The sequence below is a fragment of the Nocardia sp. JW2 genome (genome assembly GCF_051843015.1).
In the GTDB taxonomy this organism is placed as follows: Bacteria; Actinomycetota; Actinomycetes; order Mycobacteriales; family Mycobacteriaceae; genus Nocardia; species Nocardia coubleae.
Map to the genome: position 1 here is coordinate 1 of NZ_JBPXLK010000035.1, position 22,487 is coordinate 22,487.

Consider the following 22,487-nt stretch of genomic DNA (forward strand, 5'->3'; position numbering starts at 1 on the left):
TAATCAGAAATATCTAACTAGAGTCCGAAAAATCTAGCAAAGCGAACACCAGCAAAAAAGATTCGCTGTTGTTCAAATGTCCGACCTCAACAACCGGGGGGTATGCGAGGCCGGAACCAATAATAATATTGGCACTGACATTCATCGACACACTATTGAGTTCTCAAAGAACACACGCACCAGCAGATCACTGAATCTCTTCAGATCTTCCGTTGGGCAACTGTTCCAGCCTAACCACGCTTCCAGGCGATGTCAATCGTTACCCTGGTCACTTGATCTTGGCCTGTCAGGCGCTCTCCGGCTCTTGCGTCCGTGTCGCTCTGACTTCCAATAAGTTACGCGCCGGATAACGCAACGTCAAATCGCCTGGACACCACCGGATCCCCGCAGGTCAGCGCCTCGATGGACGCTGCGGAACCGGCCTGAATCACACGAATGTGATTCAGGCCTCCGCTCCTGGATCAGGCTATCCGACGGACACCCGCCATGTTCTTCTTTCCGCGACGCAGCACCAGCCACTGGCCGTGCAGGTAGTCGGTGTCCGACGGGGTCCAGTCGATGTCGGAGATGCGTTCGTTGTTCACCGAGGCACCGCCTTCGTTCACCGCGCGCCGTGCCGCTCCCCGGCTCTCGCACAGGCCCGAGGCCACGAGCAGGTCGACGATGGTGTCGGGCTCGCCGGGCGCGACCTCGGCGACCTTGCCGTCGATCGCGGTCTCGCGCAGGGCCGCGCCGAGTGTCGACTCGGGCAGTTCGCGCAGGTCACCACGACCGAACAGGGCCTGGCTCGCCAGTTCCACCGCCCGGGTCTCGGCTTCGCCGTGCACCAGGGTCGTCATTTCGGCGGCCAGCCGCTTCTGGGCCTCGCGTGCGAAGGGCCGTTCGGCGGTGGCCTGTTCCAGCTCGTCGAGTTCTTCACGGCTCAGGAAGGTGAACCAGCGCAGGTACCGGACCACATCGGCGTCGGCGGTGTTCACGAAGTACTGGTACCAGGCGTAGGGGCTGGTGAGTTCCGGGTCGAGCCAGAGGCTGCCGCCGCCGGTGGACTTGCCGAACTTCTTGCCGTCGGCCGAGGTCACCAGGGGGACGGTGAGCGCGTGCACGTGGGCGCCGTCGACACGCCGGTTGAGTTCGACGCCGGCGATGATGTTGCCCCACTGATCCGAGCCACCGACCTGCAGTGTGCAGCCGTGTTCACGGCGCAGCTGCAGGTAGTCGTTGGCTTGCAGCAGCATGTAGCTGAACTCGGTGTAGGAGATGCCTTCGCCTTCGAGACGCCGTTTGACGGTGTCGCGGGCGAGCATGACGTTCACGGAGAAGTGCTTACCGATATCCCGCAGGAAGTCGACGGTGGTGAGCGGCCCGGTCCAGTCCATGTTGTTCACGATCACCGCGCCGGTCGGCGAATCGTCGAGGTCGACGAACCGCTCGAGCTGGCCGCGAATGCGCTGCGCCCATTCCGCGACCGTGTCCGTCGAGTTCATGGTGCGCTCACCCACGTCGCGGGGGTCGCCGATGAGGCCGGTCGCGCCGCCGGCGAGCACGATCGGGCGGTGACCCGCGCGCTGGAAGCGCTTGAGCGCGAGCAGCGGGACGAGGTGGCCCGCGTGCAGGCTGGCGGCGGTGGGGTCGAAGCCGGCATACAGCGTCAACGGCTGCGCGGCCGCGGCTGCGCGCAACTCGTCGAGGTCGGTGGACTGCGCGATCAGGCCGCGCCAGGTCAGTTCGTCGAAGATGTCGCCGGTCACGAGGATCTATCTTTGCGCATCGCGTCGGCCGGGCGCACCCCGGTTATGTCCTCAGGTCCGGGCGCGGGTGATCCAGGCGATCAGCTCGGCTTCGACCTCGTCGCGGTCGACTTCGTTGAGCACCTCGTGCCTGGCACCGCCGTACACCCGATAGGTGAGGTCGGTCAGGCCCGCGTCGCGGTAGCGCTGCACCAGCAGATCGCTCAGTCGCAGTTCCGCGTTGAGCGGGTCCTGGTCGCCGACCATCACATAGATCGGCAGATCGGGACGCACGACCGGCTTCGCCAGCCGCTCGGTGGCGACGGTGGCCAGCTCGCCGAGGCTCGTCGGGTCGATGGCGAAGCCACACCAGGGATCGGCGATGTAGGCGTCGACCTGGGTTTCGTCGCGGCTGATCCAGTCGGCGTCGGTGCGGGTCGGCTGGAATCGGGCGTTGAAGAAGGCGGTCAGGTCCCCGCCGGCCGCGGCCATCTCGGCGAACAGCCCGTCGACGGCGGTCGACCCGCAGAGCACGACATCGTCGACGAGGTCGGCGTGATCGAGGATGTACTGCTGCACGGCGAAAGATCCGAGACTGTGCCCGAAGAGGGTCACCGGCAGGCCGGGATGACGTTCGCGCAGGATCTCGGTGAGCGCCACCAGATCGGCGACGAGCAGGTTCCAGCCGTCGGGGCCCAGCTCGCCCGGTACCTCACCCATGCTGAGGCCGTGGCCTCGGTGGTCGTCGGCGTAGACGGCGAAGCCGAGAGCGGACAACCGCTCGGCGAGATGGCCGTAGCGCTCGGAGTGTTCGCCCATGCCGTGTGCGATCTGCACGATGCCCTGCGGTTCGGTGTCCGACGGCAGCCAGCTGCGCACATGGATCTCGGTGCCGTCGGTGCTGGAAAAACTGAACACGGGCGCTCCTGGGATGCGATCTCGAACCGGTCCCTGATCGTCGCACCTGCGTGGCGCGCGCCACAGTGGCTTCGCAGACGAGATCCGCGCCGACACTTTGTCTCCCGCGACCGAACCCACCGTTCGGTCGCGGGACCACCCCGAACACGCCGAGATCACCGGACTCGGTGTCCGGTGATCGTCAGCGTGCCGGGGTGTGGCTCATCGCGTCAGCGCGGTGATGGTGGCGCGGCGTTCGTAGGCGATCCAGGCGAAGATCGCGGCGAGCACCAGCGGGAAGATCGCCATACCGGGCAGGTCGGCGATGAAGGCCTGGGTGGCGGCGGCGAGCACGGTGAGCACGGAGAGGCCGACGGCAGCGAGACCGCTGAGTCGCGGCACCATGAGGCCGATACCGCCCGCCACCTCGACCACGCCGATGAAGATCAACAGGCCGAAGGGGATGGTGAAGTTCGCGGCGCCGTTCTCCATCAGCGTGTTCGGGATGACGAGCTTGGGGCCGCCCGAGGCGATGACGAAGAACAGGCCGAGCACGATCTGCAGGGTCCACAGGACGCGGTTGCGGATCTTGCCGGGGCGGTAGGTGGCGGCGGAGGTGGAGTTAGCGGAAAGCGTGGCGGTGGTCATCTTCTCGTCCTTCTGGTCGGTCGCGCTCGGTGGGTAGCGCGTTCAACTGATAGGACGGACCGTCGCCGCAGAACTCATCGCTGTCGGCGAAGAATTTCGAAATCCCTGCTAGATCGCGGGTTTGGTGGCACGCGGACTGCGCCGGTAGGTCGATACGGCCGACGAGCCGGGCAACCAGAACCGCCAGGGCACCTCGGCGGCCAGACTCACCCCCACGCGCGGACCCGAGGCGATCTCGTCGAGCGGCACCGGGGGCTTCAGCTCGAGCCGCACCTGCGAGAACGGGTCGAACAGCTCGGTTCCGTAGTCGGACAGGCTGATTCCCAGCGCACTGCCCACATTGCCCGGTCCCCGCGCGAGGTCGGCGTCGGTGCGTGCGGCTGGCCTGCGTTCACGGGCGATCTCGGCCCCCTCGACCACTTCCCCGGCCCGGACGAGCACCGCGCACGCGACACCGTCGAAGCCCGCGGTCACGTTGACGCACAGGTGAATTCCGTACGAGCGGTACACGTAGAGCCGCCCGGCGGGGCCGAACATCACCGCGTTGCGCGCGGTCGGTCCCGGCCACGAGTGCGCCGCCGGATCCGGCCACGGCCCGGTCGCATCGCTCCCGTAGGCCTCGACTTCCACGATGCGCATCGCCACCGGCCCCGACCTCAACATCGATCCGAGTATCCGGCACGCCGCGGCGGCCGGGTCGACAGCGAGTTCCTGAGCAGACACGACGTCCATTCTCACCCGCAACGATCCGCGCGAGCGCCACACCCCCGTCAGCCGAGCAGGTCGCGACCCTGGTTCAGGCCGGCGAGTTTGGTCGGGTTGACCTGGAAGCGCAGGTTCTGGATCCGGCCGTCGACCAGGTCGAAGGTGAAGGCGGCACCCGGCGTGCCCGCGAAGGTGATCAGTGCGCCGAGTTCACCGTTGATGTCGGTGGCGGCGAGTTCGGCGCCGGTCGACGACGGTTTGGCGAGCACGCCGAGGATCCAGCGCGCGACATGATCGGGGCCGTGCAGGGGACGGCGCGCGGCCGTGACGATGCCGCCGCCGTCGGACCAGCAGGTCACATCGGGAGCGAGCAGGTTCATCAAGGCGTTCAGGTCGCCACCGGAGCAGGCGGCCATGAACTGTTCGGTGACGCGGGCGCGAGCGGCCTTGTCGGCGTCGAAGCGCGGGCGTCGTGATTGGACGTGGCTCTTCGCGCGGTGCGCGATCTGGCGGATGCCCGCCTCGGAGCGGTCGAGTGTTTCGGCGATCTCGGCATGGGAGTAGCCGAACACCTCGCGCAGCAGGAAGACCGCCCGTTCCACCGGAGTCAGTGTTTCCAGTACGACGAGCATGGCGGTGGAGACGGTGTCGGCCAATGCGGTGTCCTCGGCGATATCGGGTGTGGTGAGCACCGGCTCGGGCAGCCACGGGCCGACGTACTTCTCGCGGACGGCGCGGGCGCTGGTGAGCCGGTTGAGTGCGAGATTGGTGACGGTGCGGACCAGGTAGGCGCGGGGGTTGGCCACCGCCGACCGGTCGGTCTCGTGCCACTTCAGCCAGGCGTCCTGCAGGACGTCCTCGGCGTCGGTGACGGTACCGAGCATGCGGTAGGCGGTGGCGAACAGCAGCCTGCGATGGTCGACGAACGGGTCATGCTCCTGCATGCGCTCAACCATGACGGACGAGATCGCGGGTCGCCGCGCCGCCCTTGGACAGCTGCACATCGACGGGCATCCGCTTGGTCACCTTGATCGCCGGTACGGGGGTGCTGCTGACCATTTCCTTGTAGGTGCGGGCGGCCCAGCCGGTGAGGTAGAACCGGCCGGGGGTGTCGTCGGCGCGGGTGAACTGGATGACGGCGGCGCGGCGTCCGAGGCTGACGGGCTGGTGGAAGTAGCCGAAGCGGAAGGGGCGCACCGTCTTTCCGCGCAGCTCGGCGGCGATCGCATCGGCGGCGTAGGTGGCCGAGGGCAGGCCGCTCTGGCAGGTGCCGTGGATCCGGCCCCACGGTTGACGGATCGCGGCGGCGTCACCGATGGCGCGGATCGTGGGGTGCGAAACCGACTTCAACGTGGGCCCGACGACGATCAGTCCGCGTTCGTCGGTCTCGATCCCGGACTCCGCGGCCAGGGGTGACACGCGCACGCCGCTGGTCCACAGGGTCAGATCGGTGGCGATTCGTCGGCCGTCGGCGAGGACGACGGAATCGGCGGTCACCTCGGTCACCCGCTGACCGATCTCCCGCACGATGCCGAGCCGGTCGAGCACGGTGTTCAGGTAGGCGCGGGCTTTGGTGCCCATCATGGCGCCGAGTTCGCCGGAGCTGACGAGGGTGACGCGCACGTCCGGGTGGCTTTCGGCGATCTCGGTGGCTGCCTCGATGCCGGTGAGGCCACCGCCGCACACGGTGACGGTGCGGCAGGCGGCCACCCGGCGTGCGAAGTCGTGCGCACGCCGGGGATCGTTCAGTGTCCAGGCGTGGTCGGCGACGCCGGGAACCACGGAGGTGTCGGTGCTGCTGCCGAGGGCGTAGATCATGTCGTCGTAGGTGATGTCGCCGAATCCGTCGACGTACACGCGGCGGGCGTCCGGATCGATGGCGGTGGCGAACCCCTGGACGAAGCGGATTCCGGTGCCGTCGAGGATCGTCGGGATGTCGTGGTGCGCCAGTTCCTGGCCGGCCGCGATCTGGTGCATCCGGAGCCGTTCGGTGAACCGGGCCGATGGGTTGACCAGGGTGATGTGCACGTTGGTCTTCCTGGTGCGGCGGGCCAGGCGGACGGCCGCGAGCAAGCCGGTGTAGCCGGCTCCGAGGACGACGATGCGGTGCGTGGTGGTGGTCATGTCCTGCTCCTTCTCGGTGAGGTTGTGCATGGGACAAGACAGGACGGTCGAACGTGACAACCCGTCGAAGTGACCCGCATCACAGCGTCAGAAAGTCAGGGTTCGTATGGGTGACGCTCCCGATGTGACGGTGGGTCGGGCAGACCTAGCGTCGTGGCATGCGAACTCTCCGCCGGCTCGTCCTCGGCATCTGCGCACTCGCGATCGCTTTCGTCACAGTGATCGCGAGCGTGGTGACGTGGACGTGGTCGTCGGCCGACGTGTCGACGATCGGCACAACAGAGTTCACGCGACCGCTGAACATTCCACCCCTGGCCGACAGCAGCATCGATGCCGACGGGACCAGGGTCTTCTCCCTGGACATGCGCACGGGGACAACCGAATTCGAGGCCGGTCGAGCCACCGAGACCTGGGGATTCAACGGCAGCTATCTCGGGCCGACATTGCGCGCGAACCGGGGCGAGAAGGTCCGGGTGCGGGTGCGCAACGAGTTACCCGAGGCGTCGACCGTGCACTGGCACGGAATGCACCTGCCCGCCGAGATGGACGGCGGGCCGCATCAGATGGTCGAACCAGGCGGCATCTGGACGCCGGAATGGACAGTGGCACAACCGGCGTCGACACTCTGGTACCACCCACATCCGCACGGTGAAACCGAAGACCACGTGCGGCGCGGACTCGCAGGCATGTTCCTCGTCGACGACGGACCCGCACCCGCCCTGCCGAGCACCTACGGCGTCGACGACCTGCCGGTGATCGTGCAGGACGTACGGTTGCGCGACAACCGGCTCGACGGCGCGCACAAGATCTTCCGCAATGCCGGCTTCCTCGGCGATCGGACGATGGTCAACGGCACCCTCGACCCGTATCGCGAGGTGGGCGACGAACTCGTCCGATTGCGACTGCTCAACGCCTCGACCGCGCGGGTCTACACCTTCGCCTTCGACGACACCCGCCCGTTCGCGCTGGTCGGCACCGACGGCGGGCTACTCGAACGGCCGGTGACTCTCGATCGGGTGCGGCTCTCGCCTGGCGAACGCGCCGAGATCGTGGTTCGGATGCGACCGGGTGAGCGCACCGTATTGCGCAGTGGTCGGTTGGATGTGGGCATGGACTTCTGGGGAAACCGATTCTCCGGTGGTGACGACAGTTTCGACGTGCTCGAGTTGCGGGCGGCCGAGACCCTGAGGCCCTCGAAGGACATCCCGGAATACCTTGCCGCGCAAACCCTTCCGAACCCCGAAGACTCGGTGACCGAACGGCGGTTCGAGCTCGCCGGCATGGCGATCAACGGAAACGCGATGGCCATGGACCGCATCGACACCGTCGTCACCCGGGGTGCCACCGAGACGTGGGTGGTGGCCAATGTCGACGGCCAGCCACACAACTTCCACGTCCACGACGTGCAATTCCGGATCACCGAGTACAACGGCGGCCCGCCACCGCCCGAACTGACCGGTGCCAAGGACACCGTGTTCCTGCCGCCGAACACGACAGCGCGGCTGGTGCCGCGTTTCGACGGACCCGCCGATCCGGACACGCCGTACATGTACCACTGCCACCTGCTGTGGCACGAGGACCAGGGAATGATGGGCCAGTTCGTGGTCGTCGAGCCCGGTCAGGCCGCCGCGACACTCCCGGGTCACGAGCACTGACCCTTGCCGTGCCGCCGGTGCGGAGTTAAATTCATCAAGTAGTGAATTCAACACTTGATGAATTGAGGCGGCCATGTCGCGCACCGCATCACCACCCGCCGTGGAAGTGGTAGGACTGACCGTCCGCCGAGGGAAACGCACAGTGCTCCACGGACTGGATCTCCAAATCGAGCCGGGAACCATCACCGGGCTGCTCGGGCCGTCCGGATGTGGCAAGACCACCCTGATGCGCAGCATCGTCGGCACTCAGCTCGTGGAATCGGGCACGGTCACCGTCCTGGGCGAAGCCGCGGGTAGCGGCGGGTTGCGACACCGGGTCGGGTACGTCACCCAGGCGCCGAGCATCTACGCCGATATCAGCGTCCGCGACAATGTCGCCTACTACGCGGCGCTCTACGGGCGCGACCGCGACGACACCGAATCCGCCCTCGCCGCAGTCGGTTTGACCGATCACGCCGACCAGCTGGGCGACCAGCTCTCCGGTGGGCAGAAGACCCGCGCCTCGCTGGCGTGCGCACTGGTCGGCAAGCCCGAGCTGCTGGTTCTCGACGAACCGACCGTCGGCCTCGATCCGGTGCTACGGGTGGAACTGTGGCAGCGATTCCGCGAATTGGCCTCGGCGGGAACGACGCTGCTCGTCTCGAGTCATGTGATGGACGAGGCCGAACACTGCGACCGGCTGCTGCTGATGCGCGACGGCGAGCTCGTCGCCCAGCTCAGCCCCGCCGAACTGCGGGAACGCACCGGCGAACAGAATCTCGAAACAGCGTTCCTCGCCCTGATCACGAAGGGAACGCGGGCATGAGCACTCCCTACACCGCGACCACCGGCCGGATCCTGCGGCAGCTGCGCAACGATCACCGCACCGTCGCCATGATCCTCGTCGTCCCCGCCCTACTGATGACGCTGCTGTACTTCATCTATCAGGACACACCACAGGCGCCACACGCTCCGCTGACCTTGTTCGACCGGGTAGGCATCACCATGCTCGGCATCCTTCCGTTCATCGTGATGTTCCTGATCACCGCCATCGCCATGCAGCGCGAACGCACCTCCGGCACCTTGGAACGGCTGCTCACCACTCCCCTGCGCAAGCTGGATCTGCTCGCCGGATACGGCACCGCGTTCTCGCTGGCAGCCGCCGCGCAAGCCGCGGTGGCCTGTGTTGTGGCGTTCTGGCTGCTCAATCTCGAGGCAGCCGGTAGCCCGGGGTGGGTGATGCTGATCGCCGTGGTCGACGCGGTGTGCGGGGTGGCGCTCGGCCTGCTCGCCAGCGCTTTCGCCCGCACCGAATTCCAGGCGGTGCAGTTCATGCCGGTGATCGTCGCGCCGCAGATCTTCCTGTGCGGCTTGCTCGTTCCGCGCGACCGGCTGCCCGGCTGGCTCGAGGCGATCAGCGATGTGCTGCCGTTGAGCTACGCCGTCGACGCGCTCCAGGAGGTGTCGACCAATGCCGAAATCACCGCGACGATGTGGCGCGATATCGCCGTCGTTGCCGGGTTCGCGGTTGTGGCACTGTGTCTTGGCGCGGCGACGCTGCGCAGACGCACGCCGTAGCGGAGCACGGCGCGGAGCGGGTCCGCGCGTCGGTCGGTGGAGGAGTCCTGGGATGAGCGCGAAGAGATCGCCCGGCACACGGTCGGGGCGACGGCCGGGCAATGTCGACACCCGGGCGGCGATCCTCGACGCCGCCCGGGTGCGCTTCGCGGAGGCCGGGTTCGACAAGACCTCGATCCGCGCGGTCGCCGCCGCCGCGCAGGTCGACCCCGCCCTCGTGCACCACTACTTCGGCACCAAGCAGCAGCTGTTCGCGGCCGTTGTCGAATTCCCGGTCGACCCGGAAGCCACTCTCGCCATTGTGGATTCGGCGCCGCTGGACGAACTCGGTGCGGCGATCGTGCGCGCGGTGGTCGGGATATGGGACTCACCCGCCGGGCCAGGCATCGTCGCCATGGTGCGCAGCATGCTCACCGGCGACGCCGACATGACCCGCACATTCCTGCTGAAGGTGGTGCTGGAACGGGTGCGGGCCCGGATCGCGCGACCCGACGACGACGGTCACGCCCGGGTGTCACTGGCGGCAGCTCAGATGATGGGTGTCCTGATCGCGCGCAAAGTGATCTGTGTGGAGCCGCTTGCCTCGATGCCGCTCGACGCGGTCGTCGAGGCGGTCGGGCCGAGTATGCAGCGATACCTGACGGGCCGCATCGATGCCGCTCAGCCGTACTGAACCGGCTCAGGATTCGGCGAGGAAGAATTCGTGTTCGGCGTCGGTGACGTCGCGGGCCTCGTCGATCAGCAGCACCGGGATGCCGTTGTCGACCGGGTAGGCGCGACGCAGGCGGGGGTTGTAGAGCACGCTGGCACCGGCTTCGGTGCGCACCAGCTGCAGCGGGCCCTTGTCCTGGGGGCAGGCCAGCAGGCCGAGCAGGGTTGCGTCGATGGTGGATTCGTGCGCCATGTGCCTAACCTACCGCGCCCGCCGGAACGAGATGTAGCGGTGTCCGAAGAAGCTGAGCACCGCCACCAGACCCATCACCACCACCGACGCGGGTTCGGCGGGAAACCCGAACGCCTTCACCGCGAGTTCCACGAGCACCACGTTCAGCACGAGCCCGCCCGCGTTCACGCCACAGAAGGCGACGAAGTCACGCAGGAGTCTGCCGCTGACCCGGAATACCAGGGTCCGGTGCAGGACGAATGCCACCACCGTGCTCACCGCGTACGCGGCGACGACGGACAGGCTGGGACGGTCGTCGCCGAGTACCTGCAACCAGCACACGACGAGCACCATGCCGAGCAGCGTGTTGAACCCGCCGACGATCGCGAACGCCAGTTCCTGACGCTTGACGATCCGCAGCAGTGGGCCCGGCGTGGCGAGCACGCCGTCGACGGGGACCGCCTCGGTGGTCATCGCAGCGCGTCCGCGAGTTCGGCGTCGCCGTCGGGGATGGTTTCCGCGGCGGGCGCTTCCTGTTCGGGCTTGCGGCCGCGCACGTACAGCCACTGGAAGAACGCGAGCCCGAGCAGGCCCAGGCCGATCGCGGCACCGCCGATCTTCCAGCCCGGCGGACGCCAGGTGAGTTCGAGTTCGGCATCGGTGGTTCCGGCGGGGATGTCGACGGCGACGAAGCTCTTGGCGACCACCTCGAACGGGATGTCCTTGCCGTCGAGGCTCACCCGGTAGCCCGGCCAGCCCAGCCGCGCGAACACCACCCGTCCACCGTTTTCCGAGCTCACCCGCACCTTGCTGGTGGTGTCGCTCTCGGCGGTGGAGACGGCGGTCGCGTTCTCGACGGCCGAGATGCGGCCGTTGCGGGTGGAGATCAGCCCGTCCTCGCGTTCGAGCACCGCGATGTACTTCTCGTGGCCGGGGTAGTCGACCCACTTCCAGCCCGCCGGGGCCGGTTGGGTGGCGGCGTCAGGGTAGAGGGCGCGGTGCAGGACGACCCGGTCGACGTTCATCAGGTCGACCACGGTCTTGCCGGTCGACGGCTCGACGGCGAACGCGCGCCGGTAGGCGTCGGGGCAGACGCTGGTGTCCCAGCGCATGCAGAGCATGTCGCCGAACCAGTAGTGCCCGTTCGGGGTGTAGCCGCTGACGTAGGTGCGTTCGATGTCCTTGGCGTAGTTGCCGAACACCAGCGAACCGTAGGCGCCGTCGAGGGTGCGCTCCCCCGGCGGGATCAGGGCACGGTCACCGAGTTGCAAGGTGGTGCCCGCGAATTCGGGGAACGCGGCGCGGGCGGCGGCCCGGTCGCTCGGCAGGTTCCAGCTCATGGGTGTCGGCTGGGCGCGTTCGACCTGGATGTAGGCGATGGGGAACACCGCGATGATCGCGAGGGCGACCGCGGCGGTCGTGCTCTTCTGCACCGCCAGCCACACCACGGCCGCACCGAGCGCCGCGAGCGCGAGCGCGGCGATCACGTGGGCGATCCAGTTGTGCGGGTCGGCCGAGAACGACCGCACCCACAGCAGTCCGATCAGCACAGCCGCCGCGATGCCTCGCGCCCGCCAGTCCTTGAAGGTCGCGAACCGGCCGAGCAGCACACAGACCAGCAGCAGCAGACCGAGCGCGACCATCGGCAACACCCGCGCCGGCCAACGCAGCGGGCCGATGGTGCCGGGACCCGCTGTCCACATCAGTGCGGCGATCGCGAACACCGCGATGCCGGTGAGCTCACGCCACGCACCGCGCGCCCGGTTCCAGTCCACGAATGCCAGTGCCGGAACGAGGAACCAGGCGATGTAGACCACCGGCATCGGCTGCACGTAACCCCACCACGAGGTGAACGCGGGCAGCGTGGAGGGCAGGCTCGCGTTCAGCGATTCCGACCACGGCACGGTGAGGAACTGGTCGTTGTTGATCTGGGCGGTGCCGCGCCAGGTGACCTTGGCCGACAGCATGCTCGGCAGGTAGGTGGCCAGCCCGGCCAGGGCGGCGAGGCCGGAGACGAACAGCAGCCGCAGCGTCGGGCGCCAGGTCCGCTGGTAGACGAGTTCGCCGACGGCGACCGCGCCGATCATCAGCCCGGCCTCGACCGCCGGGAAGATGTACTGCACCGAAATCGCCAGGTACAGATACACGAAAACGGGGATCGGGCCGCCGTTTCCCCGCGCATAACGCACACCGGAAGCCCACGCGTGCACCATCCACGCAGTGCCGGTGAACGCCGTCATCCAGCTGGCCTCGTCGAAGAACAGCAGCCAACCCGTGAACGGGATCGACACACCGGCCAGCGCCGCCCACTGCACGCGCGAGCCGTAGACCAGGCAGATCCGGTAGACACCGAGCCCAAGGATGATCGCGAAGATCAGCTTCACCACGGTCGCGTAGAGCACGAGGTTGTCCACCGAGGGCGCGATCAGATCGATCAGCAGCTGCGGCGGATTCAGCAGGCCCGCTTCCTCGATGGCGTAATTGCCCGCCATCCAGTGCTCGGGAACCATCACCGGCAGGTCGCCGTCGCGCAGCCGGTTGCCGAGCATCACCCACAGCGGCACGTACTGCGATTCGGTGTCGTCGGTGTAGAAGTGCCGGACGTTGGCGAGTAGCACCGCGCCATAGCCCGCGATCACGCCGAGGGCGGTGATCAAGCCCCAGATGTAGACCGAACGTCGGGACGGGTTTCTACTTTCCACCACGAGCACCAGACCCTACAGGCATCACCGCGTGACAGCGCCTCGCACAGCCCGATCCGGCACCGCCGACCCGTCACCGTGCGGTGTTAGAGTGCCCACACCCCTCGCCTGCCAAGACACCGAAAGTCGACCCATGCCGCTTCCCACCGCACATTCGTCCCGGTCCGGCGCTGTGCCACGCGCGGGCGCCGCCGAGCGCAACGGTTCGCATCCGGTGCAATCGGTGTCGGTGGTCGTCCCCGTCTACCGGGGTGAGGACACGATCGCCGCGCTGGTCGCCGAACTGGACGGGCTCACCGGGCCGAGCACGACCCCGTCGGGTGCGCGGTTCGCGGTGGAGGAGATCATCCTCGTCCACGACAACGGGCCGGATCGCTCCGATGTGGTGCTGCAGGAACTGGAAGGCTCCTACCCGCAGGTGCGCGCGGTGTGGTTGAGCCGCAACTTCGGCCAGGACGCCGCGACCATCGCCGGCATGGCGGCCGCGCGCGGCGACTGGATCGTCACGATGGACGAGGACGGCCAGCACGATCCGGCCTTCATCGCCGACTTCCTCGACGCGGCGCTGGCCTCGCGCGCGGATCTCGTCTACTCCAAGCCGTCCAACACCCGCCCGCACGGCTTCCTGCGCAACCTCACCTCGCGCGGCGCGAAGATCGTGCTGGCCACGGTGTTCGCCTTCCCCGATTCCACCCGGTTCGAGAGCTTCCGGCTGATCCGGGGCGATATCGGCCGTCAGCTCGCCGAGGTCGCCGCCAACGGCGTGTACCTGGATGTGGCGCTCACCTGGGTGGTCGGCAATACGGTCTCGGTGCCGGTGGTGTTGCGCGCCGAGGGCCGCGACGAGTCCGGCTACAACTACCGTCGCCTGTTCTCGCTGTTCTGGAAGATGGTGTTGTGCAGCGGAACTCGTGGTCTGCGGCTGGTGAGCATGCTGGGTGTGAGCCTGGCGCTGGCCGGTGTCGCGATGGCCGCGTTCATCGTGGTGCAGGCGCTCACCCAGGACAATCACGACCCCGAGGGCTGGGCGTCGATCATCGTCGTGCTGCTGCTGTGCTCGGGTGCCACCCTGTTCTCGCTCGGCCTGATCGCGGAGTATCTCGGTGTGGCCCTGCACATCCTGGTCGGTAAGCCGCTGTACCTGACCGTGCAGACCCCGACACCGCGCCCGGATACGATGCACGCGCCGGTCTCCAACCATCGAGTCGACGTCGCGGTGCCGGCAGCCGTGACGGACAAGGACCTCCGCGAGTGAACGACCGCATCATCTTCAGCAGGCCGTTCCGTGCCGCCGCCGAGCGCGCCAATCTGTCGGCCGTCCTGGATTCCGATCACAGCCACGGCGACGGCCAGTTCACCAGGTCGGCAACGGCCAAGATCAAGGCCATCACCGGCGCCGAACACGCGCTGCTCACCACCTCCTGCACGCACGCGCTGGAACTCGGTGCGCTGCTGCTCGAACTCGGCCCCGACGACGAAGTGATCGTGCCGAGTTTCGCGTTCACCTCGGCTGCCACCGCGATGGCGCTGCGCGGGTCGACCTGTGTGTTCGTCGATATCGACGACGCGACCGGCAATATCGACCCCGCCGCGGCCGCCGAGGCGATCACCGACCGAACCAAGGCGATCGTGGTGATGCACTACGGCGGTGTCGCCGCCGACATGGAACCGCTGCTGGCGCTGGCCGCGCAGCACGGTGTGGCGATCATCGAGGACAACGCGCACGGCCTCGGCGGAACCTGGCGGGGCAGGCAACTCGGCACCATCGGCACGGTGGGCACCCAGAGTTTCCACGACACCAAGAACGTGCATTGCGGCGAGGGCGGCGCGCTGCTGCTGTCGGACGAGATCCTGATGGGTCGCGCCGAGATCATGCGTGAGAAGGGCACCGACCGGGCCCGTTTCCTGCGCGGGCAGGTCGACAAGTACTCGTGGCAGGACATCGGTTCCAGTTATCTGCCCAGCGAACTCAACGCGGCGGTCCTCGACGCGCAGCTGGCCGAGTTCGACACCATCCAGGCCGCCCGCCACCGGGTGTGGGACACCTACGCGGCCGCGCTGCCCGACTGGGCCGCCGCCAACGACGTGCGCCCGATGACGGTGCCCGCCGACCGTGGCCACACCGCGCACCTGTTCTACCTGCGGATGCCCACCGAGGACAGCCGCGACGGGATCATCGCGCACCTCGCCGAGCGCGGGATCGTCGCCCCGTTCCACTACATTCCGCTCGATTCGAGCCCGGCGGGGCTCAAGTACGGGCGCACTCCGGTGCCGTGCACGCGGTCGGCGGAGTTCTCGGCCACCATCGTGCGGTTGCCGTTGTGGCCGATGCTCAGCGAGGCGCAGCTCGGTCGCGTCATCGATGCCGTCACGGAGTACCGCGTCCAGGTTTAGGAGATGACGAAGGCCGCCCGGTTTCGCCGGGCGGCCTTCGTCGTCGATGGGTCAGTTGCCGCCGAACAGTTCCGCCGCGGCCGCGTCGGTGAGCACCTCGTAGGTGTCGGTCTCCCGGTTGTAGATCCAGGTGCCGGGCCCGGCCTTCGGGTATCCGGCCGCCTGGACCGCCGACGCCGAGGGCCGGAAGCTCGCGCTGCGCGGAATCTCCTCGACCACGTACACCAGGTCGGGCCGCTGACTGCGGTCGAGCGCACGCATCGCCTCGGTGACATCGCCCGGTTCGATCCGGAACCCGTCGCGCACGCTCAGCGCGGCCGCGGCAAGGGTTCCCGACGGGGTCGGCAGGGCGAAGGCCACCTCGAGGTCGACCGGGGTGATGTCGTTGAGCACGTCGACGATCGGCTGGGTGAACACCGGACCACGAGCGGTGCGGATCACCGTGTCGCGGCGGTCGACGAGCCAGTAGTCGCCGTCGCCGTCGCGGCGGAACAGATTCTCCGTCGGCCACCAGGCGTCGCCCGCGCGGAACACCCCGCGCAGTCCGCCGTCGGAGATGTCACCGCCGTCGACGGCCTTGCCGAGCAGCAGGCCGGGCTCGTTGTCGGCGCAGCGCCGGGCGAAGCCGTCGTCGCCGACGAGGATCTGCTCGCTGACCGGGTCGTAGGCCACCAGTTCCACCGTCGCGGTGCCGGGAACCGGCCTGCCCTTGGCACCGATCTTGGCGCCGGTGACATTGGCGAGCACCACGTCGCCGTCGATGGAGGCGTAGAACTCGAGCACCCGCGCAGGCGGGAATTGCTCGATGGTCCTTCGCCACAGCCCCTTGGGCATACCGGAGCCGATGAACAACCGGATCGGATGGTTGTACCCGGCCGGGAAGACCTGCGCGTCGAGCAGATCGCGCAGCATGGTCCAGGTGTAGGTGACGACCGTGACGCCGTAGCGGTGCACCTCCTCGGCGAACCGGCCCGGGTCCATGTCCACCGGCCTGGCCAGCGCGATCCGGCTGCCGCCCGCGATCGCGCCACCGAGACTCACCAGCAGGCCGGACGAATGATGCAGTGGGGCAAGGCAGTACACGGTGTCGCGGCGGTCGAGGTCCGCGGCGCTCGCGGTGCCGAAGGCGGACAGGGCCCAGCGGTGGTTGGTGATGTACTTCGCCTCGAGCCGGTCGCCGGTGCCGAGCACCAGTACGAAGGCCAGTTCGCGGGCGAGGCCGGGGTTGGGCCGGTACCAGGCGGGCACGCGAACCGTGTCGGGGTCGATCTGTTCGAGGTCGATCACCCGGTCGCTGGTCGGCACCGCGAGCCGGCGCTGGTCGCCGCCGCCGAGCACGAGCACCCGGGCGTTCGTCCCGGCGGCGGCACGCAGGTTCTCCGGGTCGGTGACGAGGGTCTTCACGCCGGTGAGTTCGATGGCCCGATCGAGTTCGGCGCCGGGGGCGAGCAGCACGGCGACGGCACCGAGGCGCGAGAGCGCGGCCACCGAGGCCAGCGCGCTCGGGCGGGTCTCCATCACGATGCCCACCCGCATGGCGGGCCGGATACCGACCGAGATCAGGCCGCGCACCACATTGTCGACCCGCTGCTCGACGGCGGCATTGGTGTGCACGCGGTCGTCGAACAGGACCAGGTCCTTCTGGGGCGCGCGCCTGGCGTGTTCGCTGAGCAGTTTGCCGAGGGAGATTCGGGTGTGCGGCTGGATCATGCCCAGGCGGGTCAGGCGCGGCAGTGCGCGCGCCGCCTCGCCCGCCATCTCGATGGAGCCGCGGATCGTGCTGCCCGCGACGCCTTCCAGCGCCTTGCCGACCCCGGCGCCGGCCTCGGCGAGGCTGGCGGCGGTGTGCACCATGCGGGTGGCCGCCGTGCGCGGTGCGTTGCCCGGCACGTGTTCCTGCATCGGGACGATGGTCTCGGGCAGCGGGCCGTGACCGTCCATCCAAGCGATCCAGTCGCGCACCATCGGCCAGGTGTGGTTGGTGGCGGTCGAACCGGCGACCAGACCGAAATGCCCCGCGACGAGGCTGGCCTCGTACACCTCGGCGTGCGGCGCGGCACGCACGATGCCGCGCACGGCGGCGGGCTGGCCGATGTCGTCGACCTCGCCGACGAAGGCGAGAATGGGGCACTTCAGCTCGGCGAGCGAGACGGGATGATCGCGAATCACGAAGCCGCCGAGCATCATCCGGTTGTGCGCGACGAACTGCTTGAGCAGATCGGCGACGGCGGGGCCCGCGTATCCGACCCAGCCTTCGCTGTTGAGGAAGCGGCGCTGACGCTCCTTGGGCAGCAGCGCCTCCCGGTCGTGCAGCTGCAACAGGAAATCGATGCGCGACTTCGCGGTCTTCACCGGATCGAGCATCTGGAAGCCGAAACGCACCATCGATTCGGTGATCGGCAGCCGGTGCATCACGTGGTCGGCCAGGAAGTCGGCCACCTCGGACACCAGACCGTAGGGCAGCCCGAACGGCATGCCGGCCACGATGTCGACGGGGCTGCCGAAGGTGACGATGGAGGCGACGCCCTTGCCGTAGCGGTAGGCGGTGGTCTGGTAGGCGAACATGCCGCCCTGGGAGTAGCCCATCAGGTGCACCTGCGCACCGGTGGCCTCGCACACGGTGTCGATGGCGGAGTTCACGGCAAGCACGTGATCGGCCAGGTCGCGTTCCCAGCCGCCCTCCTCGGTGGCGGGGGAACCGAAATCGATGACCCAGCAGTCGATTCCGCCCGCGTTCAGAATCCCGACGGCACCGCCCGCCGCGTTCACGTCCCAGATGTCGGCGTTCACCATGAGCGGCGGAACCAGCAGCGCCACCGGACGACCGGGTGTCGTGTCGTCGGGGAAGTAGTGCCGCAGGCGGTACATGCGTCTGCGTTCGACGACCTCGAAGGGCGAGGACTCGACGTCGTGCGCCAGTCCGCCGAAGCGGATCACCTCCAGCCCGTTCTGCGCGGTAGCCAGCAATCGCTGCACCGACCCGACCACACCTTTTGGACTGATATTCACCGTTCCCACCTGACCCTACTGACTGTGATGCACCTCACACACCCCGATGTGCTCATATGAGCTAACCACACCGGACCTCCATTATGTGTCGGCTGTGACAGGCCGCATGTTGCGGCGTTTCATGTCACACCACGCCGGTCGGCGGCCCCTTCGTCACCGGCGCGCCCGCGGTCCGAAAGGAGCGTGTTGCGGAGCCGGAAGTCCAGGTGTCGGGTCGGCCGTTCGCGGACACCGCCGTGTCCGCAATCGCCTATCGCACAAGGGATCTCCCGGTCAGAATGCGATTTTCTGCGATCGTGCGCGCACCGGGCTTCCAGCACCTAACATCGTTGTCGTCCGGAACGCTCTGCCGCACATCACTTTTCGTGCAACACGTTTCACACGCCGGGTTCGCCCGCGCAGGACCATTCGCATTCGCTTCACCAACGTCCCAACCTGTCGTCGCGCGACGACAGGTCGATCGGCCGTACCCGAATCCACTCGAGGTGAGGATGCTATGACCATCGAAATGCCGCTGCCCACAGACAATTCCGTACGCAAGAGCCTGTCCACCACCGCAGCACAGAAGCTCACCCACACCACCAAATCCGAGCCGCAGATGCAGGGCATCAGTTCGCGCTGGCTCTCGCGAGCACTGCCATGGGTGCAGGTGGCGGGCGGTATCTACCGGGTCAACCGAAGGCTCACCCATACCGTCGGCAACGGGGAGGTCGAATTCGTCGTCGACGGCGCCCGGGCCAGGGTGATCCCGCAGGAATTGCGCGAACTGCCGCCGCTGCGCGATATCGACGACGACGACCTGTTGCGTCCCCTCGCGGACAGTTTCGTGCAATACGATCTCGACCCGGGAACCGTGCTCGCGGAATTCGGGAATCCGATGGATCAGGTCATTCTCGTCGTCCACGGGAAATTGGCCAGGATCGGTTCGGGTGAATACGGGGAGGCCACCAAACTCGGTCTCCTGTACGGCGGTGACTATTACGGCGAGGAGATGCTCACCGACCCGTCGGCGATCTGGCCGGACACCGTGAAGACGGTCACCAAGACCACCGTCCTCTGCCTGCCGAGGCAGGAATTCGAGCAGTTCCTCGAGTCGACCCCCGGCCTGGCGCGGATCCGGGCGGATACGTCGGCCGCGTCTTCCAGGAACCAGAATTCCAAGGGTGAGGCCGATATCGAGATCGCCTCGGGGCATTCCGGGGAACCGTTGCTCGAGGGCACCTTCGTCGACTACGACGCCAGTCCGCGCGAGTACGAACTGAGCCTGGCCCAGAGCGTGCTGCGGATCCACACCAGGGTCGCCGACCTGTTCAACGACCCGATGAACCAGGTCGACCAGCAGCTGCGACTCACCGTCGAAGCGCTCTACGAGCGTCGCGAACACGACCTGGTGAACAATCCCGACTTCGGCCTGCTGCACAATTGCGATCTCAAACAGCGCATCACCACCGAATCCGGCGCACCGTCACCCGACGACATGGACGAATTGCTCAGCATGCGCCGTGGAACGAAATTCTTCCTCGCCCACCCGAAGGCGATCGCCGCGTTCGGTCGTGAATGTTCGCGCCGCGGTCTGTACCCCGACCCGGTGGAATTCCAGGGGCACCGGGTGCCCGGCTGGCGCGGTGTGCCGATTCTGCCGTGCGGCAAGATCCCGATCAGCGAAACCCAGACCACCTCGATCATGGCGATGCGTATCGGCGAGAAGGACCAGGGCGTGGTCGGCCTGCACCAGACCGGCATTCCCGACGAGTACGAGCCGAGCCTGAACGTGCGGTTCAAGCAGATCGACGATCAGTCGATCATGTCGTACCTGGTGAGCTGCTACTACTCGGCGGCGGTGCTGGTGCCCGACGCGCTCGGTGTGCTCGACGACGTCCTCGTCGCGCGCCGGGCCGACTGAACGGCCGGGCCATGTCCCTGCTCAGCAGAGCCGCCGCTCCCCCGGCGGCCGGCGACCTCGCCGCGACTGTCGTCGCCCTGTTACACGGCGCGTCAGCCCCGGCCGACGTGTTCGCGGGTGCGTCACCGGTCGCCCGACCCTTCGCGCTCCACTCGAATCGCGGCGCGGAGCTCATCGGCCGTGTGCCCCGGCTCGCGGCACCCACCTCGGCGGCGCGGAGCGGCACGTCCGATGTGGTGAGCCCGCCCGCCGCGCACCGGCTGCGCGGTCCGACCGGGCTCGGCACGTCGGGCCTGCAGGTGTCCCTGCTCGCGAACCGCACCACCGAGCGGCCCGAAAGCGGTGGAAGGCAAGACATCCCGGCGCTCTACTGCCCGCCGCCGGAACGTGACGACCCCGCCCTGGCCGAAGCCGTCAATGTCGGCCTCCTCGCGTGGGCCGCCGAGATCGGACTGTACGAGGGCCGCCTCGACGAACTCGGCAAGGCCGATTTCGGCAGGCTCATCATGCTGGCCCATCCCGACTGCGACGACCCCGATCTGCTGCTCGCCGCGGCCCGCTGCGCCGTCGCCGAATGGTCGGTCGACGACTACTACTGCGAGGAGGACGCCCCTGGCGACACCGCACCCGACGGCACCCCGTCCAGCGCCGCCGCCGAACTCGGGCCACGGCTCGAACTCGCCGCCGCCGCCATGGACCCGGCGCACCTGCCCATGCGCTACGCGCCACGGCTCGAACAGGCCATGCAGGCCGACCCGATCCGCCGCGCGTTCCGCACCTCGTTCGCGCACCTGGCGGGGTACGCGAGCGACGCCCAGCTGGCCAGGCTCCGGACCGAGATCGCGGGCTGGTTCATCGCGCTCGGCGCCGAGGCCGGCTGGCGGGCGGCGGGGCGGATGCCGCCGGTGTGGGAGTACCTGACCAATCGGCAACCGCACAGTTTCCTGCCGTGTATGGCGCCGATCGACGCGGTCGGCCGCTACGAACTCGGCGCACCCGAGTACACCGACCCGGCCGTCCGGCGGGTCGTCACCACTGCGGCCCTGGCCGCACAGATGGTCAACGATCTGTATTCGATGGCGCGCGAAGACCTTTCGGGCGGGCGGGAGTTCAACCTGCCGACCGTCCTCGCCGCCGAGGAGGGGTGCAGCCGGGCCGATGCCGTGCTGCGCACCGCCGAGATCCACGACGAACTCATGCACCGCTTCGAACGCGAGGCCGCACCCTTGGCCGCCGCGGGTTCACCGCAATTGCGCCGATTCCTGACGGGCCTGTGGGCCTGGATGGGCGGCAACCGCGCCTGGCACGCCGACAGCCGCCGGTACCACGACACCGCACCACGAGAGGACGACCGATGACCATCGCGAACGCCCACACCGACAGCTCCGTCCTGCGCACCACTTACCAGCGTTCGGTCGCTGCCTACTGGAACAACAATCCCAACGACGACCGGGTCAACACGAAGCTCGGCGAGGTGGACGGCCTCTACCACCACCACTACGGCATCGGTGAGCCGGATTGGTCGGTGATCGAAGGTCCCGAGGACACCCGGCAGGAGCGCCTCGTGCGGGAACTGCACCGCCTCGAGACCGCCCAGGCCGATCTCCTCCTCGACCACCTCGGCGCCATCACCCCCGCCGACCGCCTGCTCGACGGCGGTTCGGGTCGCGGCGGCACCAGTTTCATGGCGGCCGAGCGCTTCGGCTGTTCCGTCGACGGGGTGAGCATCTCCGAGTACCAGGTCGGTTTCGCCAACGACCAGGCCGTCGAACGCGGTGTCTCCGATCGGGTGCGCTTCCACTTCCGCAATATGCTCGACACCGGTTTCGACGACGATTCGGTCCGGGCCGTGTGGACCAACGAGACCACCATGTACGTCGATCTGTTCCCGCTGTTCGCGGAGTTCTCCCGCGTGCTGGAACCGGGCGGGCGCTACGTGTGCATCACCGGCTGCTCCAACGATGTGATCGGCGGCCGGTCCGCATCGGTGAGCTGGATCGACGCACACTACGGCTGCATGATCCATCCGCGCAGCGAGTACTTCCGTGCGCTGTCGGAGAACGGTCTGGTGCCGACTACGGTCATCGATCTGACACCGGACACGATTCCGTATTGGGACCTGCGGACGCACTCGGAGCTCGCGACCGGGGTGGAACAGCCGTTTCTCACGGCGTACCGGGAGGGAAGCTTCCAGTATCTGCTGATCGTGGCGGACAAGGTCGCCTGCTGACCTCTGACCGACATGTCCTCGGAGTGCCCGGTAGTCGCCGTCGACCACCGGGC

19 protein-coding genes are annotated in these 22,487 nt (G+C 67.8%); 9 read left to right on the forward strand and 10 right to left on the reverse strand.

Annotated elements, in window-relative coordinates; translation table 11 throughout:
• Positions 1-461: 461 nt before the first annotated feature.
• The 6 genes from tyrS to ACSVDM_RS28660 all read right to left on the reverse strand — a co-directional run bounded on the left by tyrS (position 462) and on the right by ACSVDM_RS28660 (position 6,101).
• Positions 462-1,748 (reverse strand): tyrosine--tRNA ligase, encoded by a 1,287-nt coding sequence (gene tyrS, locus ACSVDM_RS28635; protein ID WP_067499147.1) that lies wholly within the window; start codon positions 1,746-1,748, stop codon positions 462-464.
• Positions 1,749-1,799: 51 nt separating this feature from the next.
• Complete coding sequence (locus ACSVDM_RS28640) at positions 1,800-2,645, reverse strand: alpha/beta hydrolase (RefSeq protein WP_439268875.1); 846 nt, start codon at positions 2,643-2,645, stop codon at positions 1,800-1,802.
• 201 nt (positions 2,646-2,846) lie between these two features.
• Positions 2,847-3,272: a DoxX family protein gene (locus ACSVDM_RS28645; RefSeq protein WP_067644376.1), complete on the reverse strand. Its 426-nt coding sequence runs from the start codon at positions 3,270-3,272 to the stop codon at positions 2,847-2,849.
• Positions 3,273-3,380: 108 nt separating this feature from the next.
• Positions 3,381-4,004 (reverse strand): DNA-3-methyladenine glycosylase, encoded by a 624-nt coding sequence (locus ACSVDM_RS28650; protein WP_439268876.1) that lies wholly within the window; start codon positions 4,002-4,004, stop codon positions 3,381-3,383.
• 38 nt (positions 4,005-4,042) lie between these two features.
• Positions 4,043-4,921 carry an RNA polymerase sigma-70 factor gene (locus tag ACSVDM_RS28655; RefSeq protein ID WP_439268877.1) on the reverse strand — a complete coding sequence of 293 codons (879 nt, stop codon included), beginning with the start codon at positions 4,919-4,921 and terminating at the stop codon, positions 4,043-4,045.
• Between the two features lie 4 nt (positions 4,922-4,925).
• Complete coding sequence (locus tag ACSVDM_RS28660; RefSeq protein ID WP_439268878.1) at positions 4,926-6,101, reverse strand: NAD(P)/FAD-dependent oxidoreductase; 1,176 nt, start codon at positions 6,099-6,101, stop codon at positions 4,926-4,928.
• Positions 6,102-6,259: 158 nt separating this feature from the next.
• Between ACSVDM_RS28660 and ACSVDM_RS28665 the strand changes: the two genes are divergently transcribed.
• From ACSVDM_RS28665 to ACSVDM_RS28680, 4 genes are all read left to right on the forward strand, one after another.
• On the forward strand, positions 6,260-7,756 hold the full coding sequence (locus tag ACSVDM_RS28665; RefSeq protein ID WP_439268879.1) for a multicopper oxidase family protein: 1,497 nt from the start codon (positions 6,260-6,262) through the stop codon (positions 7,754-7,756).
• A gap of 73 nt (positions 7,757-7,829) precedes the next feature.
• The gene (locus ACSVDM_RS28670) at positions 7,830-8,561 is read left to right on the forward strand and encodes an ABC transporter ATP-binding protein (protein ID WP_439268880.1); all 732 of its coding nucleotides are present in this window, start codon (positions 7,830-7,832) and stop codon (positions 8,559-8,561) included.
• The gene (locus ACSVDM_RS28675) at positions 8,558-9,313 is read left to right on the forward strand and encodes an ABC transporter permease (RefSeq protein ID WP_439268881.1); all 756 of its coding nucleotides are present in this window, start codon (positions 8,558-8,560) and stop codon (positions 9,311-9,313) included. Before ACSVDM_RS28670 ends, ACSVDM_RS28675 begins: the two co-directional genes overlap by 4 nt.
• A gap of 52 nt (positions 9,314-9,365) precedes the next feature.
• The gene (locus ACSVDM_RS28680; RefSeq protein ID WP_439268882.1) at positions 9,366-9,986 is read left to right on the forward strand and encodes a TetR/AcrR family transcriptional regulator; all 621 of its coding nucleotides are present in this window, start codon (positions 9,366-9,368) and stop codon (positions 9,984-9,986) included.
• 6 nt (positions 9,987-9,992) lie between these two features.
• On the opposite strand, the gene ACSVDM_RS28685 is transcribed toward ACSVDM_RS28680, so the two are convergent.
• Genes ACSVDM_RS28685 through ACSVDM_RS28695 form a run of 3 tightly spaced genes read right to left on the reverse strand, consistent with a single transcriptional unit; the run spans position 9,993 to position 12,901 of the window.
• Entirely contained in the window at positions 9,993-10,217 is a 225-nt protein-coding gene (locus ACSVDM_RS28685) for a Trm112 family protein (RefSeq protein ID WP_067499129.1), read from the reverse strand.
• A gap of 9 nt (positions 10,218-10,226) precedes the next feature.
• Positions 10,227-10,670 carry a GtrA family protein gene (locus tag ACSVDM_RS28690; RefSeq protein WP_439268883.1) on the reverse strand — a complete coding sequence of 148 codons (444 nt, stop codon included), beginning with the start codon at positions 10,668-10,670 and terminating at the stop codon, positions 10,227-10,229.
• Entirely contained in the window at positions 10,667-12,901 is a 2,235-nt protein-coding gene (locus ACSVDM_RS28695) for a hypothetical protein (protein WP_439268884.1), read from the reverse strand. Before ACSVDM_RS28695 ends, ACSVDM_RS28690 begins: the two co-directional genes overlap by 4 nt.
• Before the next feature lie 211 nt (positions 12,902-13,112).
• On the opposite strand from ACSVDM_RS28695, the gene ACSVDM_RS28700 reads away from it, so the two are divergent.
• Positions 13,113-14,153, forward strand: coding sequence for a glycosyltransferase (locus tag ACSVDM_RS28700; RefSeq protein ID WP_439268903.1), 1,041 nt, complete (start codon positions 13,113-13,115; stop codon positions 14,151-14,153).
• Positions 14,150-15,292: a dTDP-4-amino-4,6-dideoxygalactose transaminase gene (rffA, locus tag ACSVDM_RS28705; RefSeq protein ID WP_439268885.1), complete on the forward strand. Its 1,143-nt coding sequence runs from the start codon at positions 14,150-14,152 to the stop codon at positions 15,290-15,292. The genes ACSVDM_RS28700 and rffA overlap by 4 nt, the downstream gene beginning before the upstream one ends.
• Positions 15,293-15,343: 51 nt before the next feature.
• Here rffA and ACSVDM_RS28710 read toward each other — a convergent pair whose 3' ends face one another.
• Positions 15,344-18,301 (reverse strand): AMP-binding protein, encoded by a 2,958-nt coding sequence (locus ACSVDM_RS28710; RefSeq protein WP_439268886.1) that lies wholly within the window; start codon positions 18,299-18,301, stop codon positions 15,344-15,346.
• A gap of 496 nt (positions 18,302-18,797) precedes the next feature.
• On the opposite strand from ACSVDM_RS28710, the gene ACSVDM_RS28715 reads away from it, so the two are divergent.
• Genes ACSVDM_RS28715 through ACSVDM_RS28725 form a run of 3 tightly spaced genes read left to right on the forward strand, consistent with a single transcriptional unit; the run spans position 18,798 to position 22,434 of the window.
• Positions 18,798-20,204, forward strand: a complete 1,407-nt coding sequence (locus tag ACSVDM_RS28715) for a family 2B encapsulin nanocompartment shell protein (RefSeq protein WP_067644399.1) — start codon at positions 18,798-18,800, stop codon at positions 20,202-20,204.
• Positions 20,205-20,215: 11 nt separating this feature from the next.
• On the forward strand, positions 20,216-21,562 hold the full coding sequence (locus tag ACSVDM_RS28720; RefSeq protein ID WP_439268887.1) for a family 2 encapsulin nanocompartment cargo protein terpene cyclase: 1,347 nt from the start codon (positions 20,216-20,218) through the stop codon (positions 21,560-21,562).
• Positions 21,559-22,434 carry a geranyl diphosphate 2-C-methyltransferase gene (locus tag ACSVDM_RS28725; RefSeq protein ID WP_439268888.1) on the forward strand — a complete coding sequence of 292 codons (876 nt, stop codon included), beginning with the start codon at positions 21,559-21,561 and terminating at the stop codon, positions 22,432-22,434. Before ACSVDM_RS28720 ends, ACSVDM_RS28725 begins: the two co-directional genes overlap by 4 nt.
• Positions 22,435-22,487: the final 53 nt, after the last annotated feature.

Coding starts and splice junctions, on each gene's coding strand:
- ACSVDM_RS28645 (WP_067644376.1), bottom strand. CDS start 3,272: ATGACCACCGCCACGCTTTCCGCTAACTCCACCTCCGCCGCCACCTAC.
- ACSVDM_RS28650 (WP_439268876.1), bottom strand. CDS start 4,004: ATGGACGTCGTGTCTGCTCAGGAACTCGCTGTCGACCCGGCCGCCGCG.
- ACSVDM_RS28655 (WP_439268877.1), bottom strand. CDS start 4,921: ATGCAGGAGCATGACCCGTTCGTCGACCATCGCAGGCTGCTGTTCGCC.
- ACSVDM_RS28660 (WP_439268878.1), bottom strand. CDS start 6,101: ATGACCACCACCACGCACCGCATCGTCGTCCTCGGAGCCGGCTACACC.
- ACSVDM_RS28665 (WP_439268879.1), top strand. CDS start 6,260: ATGCGAACTCTCCGCCGGCTCGTCCTCGGCATCTGCGCACTCGCGATC.
- ACSVDM_RS28670 (WP_439268880.1), top strand. CDS start 7,830: ATGTCGCGCACCGCATCACCACCCGCCGTGGAAGTGGTAGGACTGACC.
- ACSVDM_RS28675 (WP_439268881.1), top strand. CDS start 8,558: ATGAGCACTCCCTACACCGCGACCACCGGCCGGATCCTGCGGCAGCTG.
- ACSVDM_RS28680 (WP_439268882.1), top strand. CDS start 9,366: ATGAGCGCGAAGAGATCGCCCGGCACACGGTCGGGGCGACGGCCGGGC.
- ACSVDM_RS28685 (WP_067499129.1), bottom strand. CDS start 10,217: ATGGCGCACGAATCCACCATCGACGCAACCCTGCTCGGCCTGCTGGCC.
- ACSVDM_RS28690 (WP_439268883.1), bottom strand. CDS start 10,670: ATGACCACCGAGGCGGTCCCCGTCGACGGCGTGCTCGCCACGCCGGGC.
- ACSVDM_RS28715 (WP_067644399.1), top strand. CDS start 18,798: ATGACCATCGAAATGCCGCTGCCCACAGACAATTCCGTACGCAAGAGC.
- ACSVDM_RS28720 (WP_439268887.1), top strand. CDS start 20,216: ATGTCCCTGCTCAGCAGAGCCGCCGCTCCCCCGGCGGCCGGCGACCTC.
- ACSVDM_RS28725 (WP_439268888.1), top strand. CDS start 21,559: ATGACCATCGCGAACGCCCACACCGACAGCTCCGTCCTGCGCACCACT.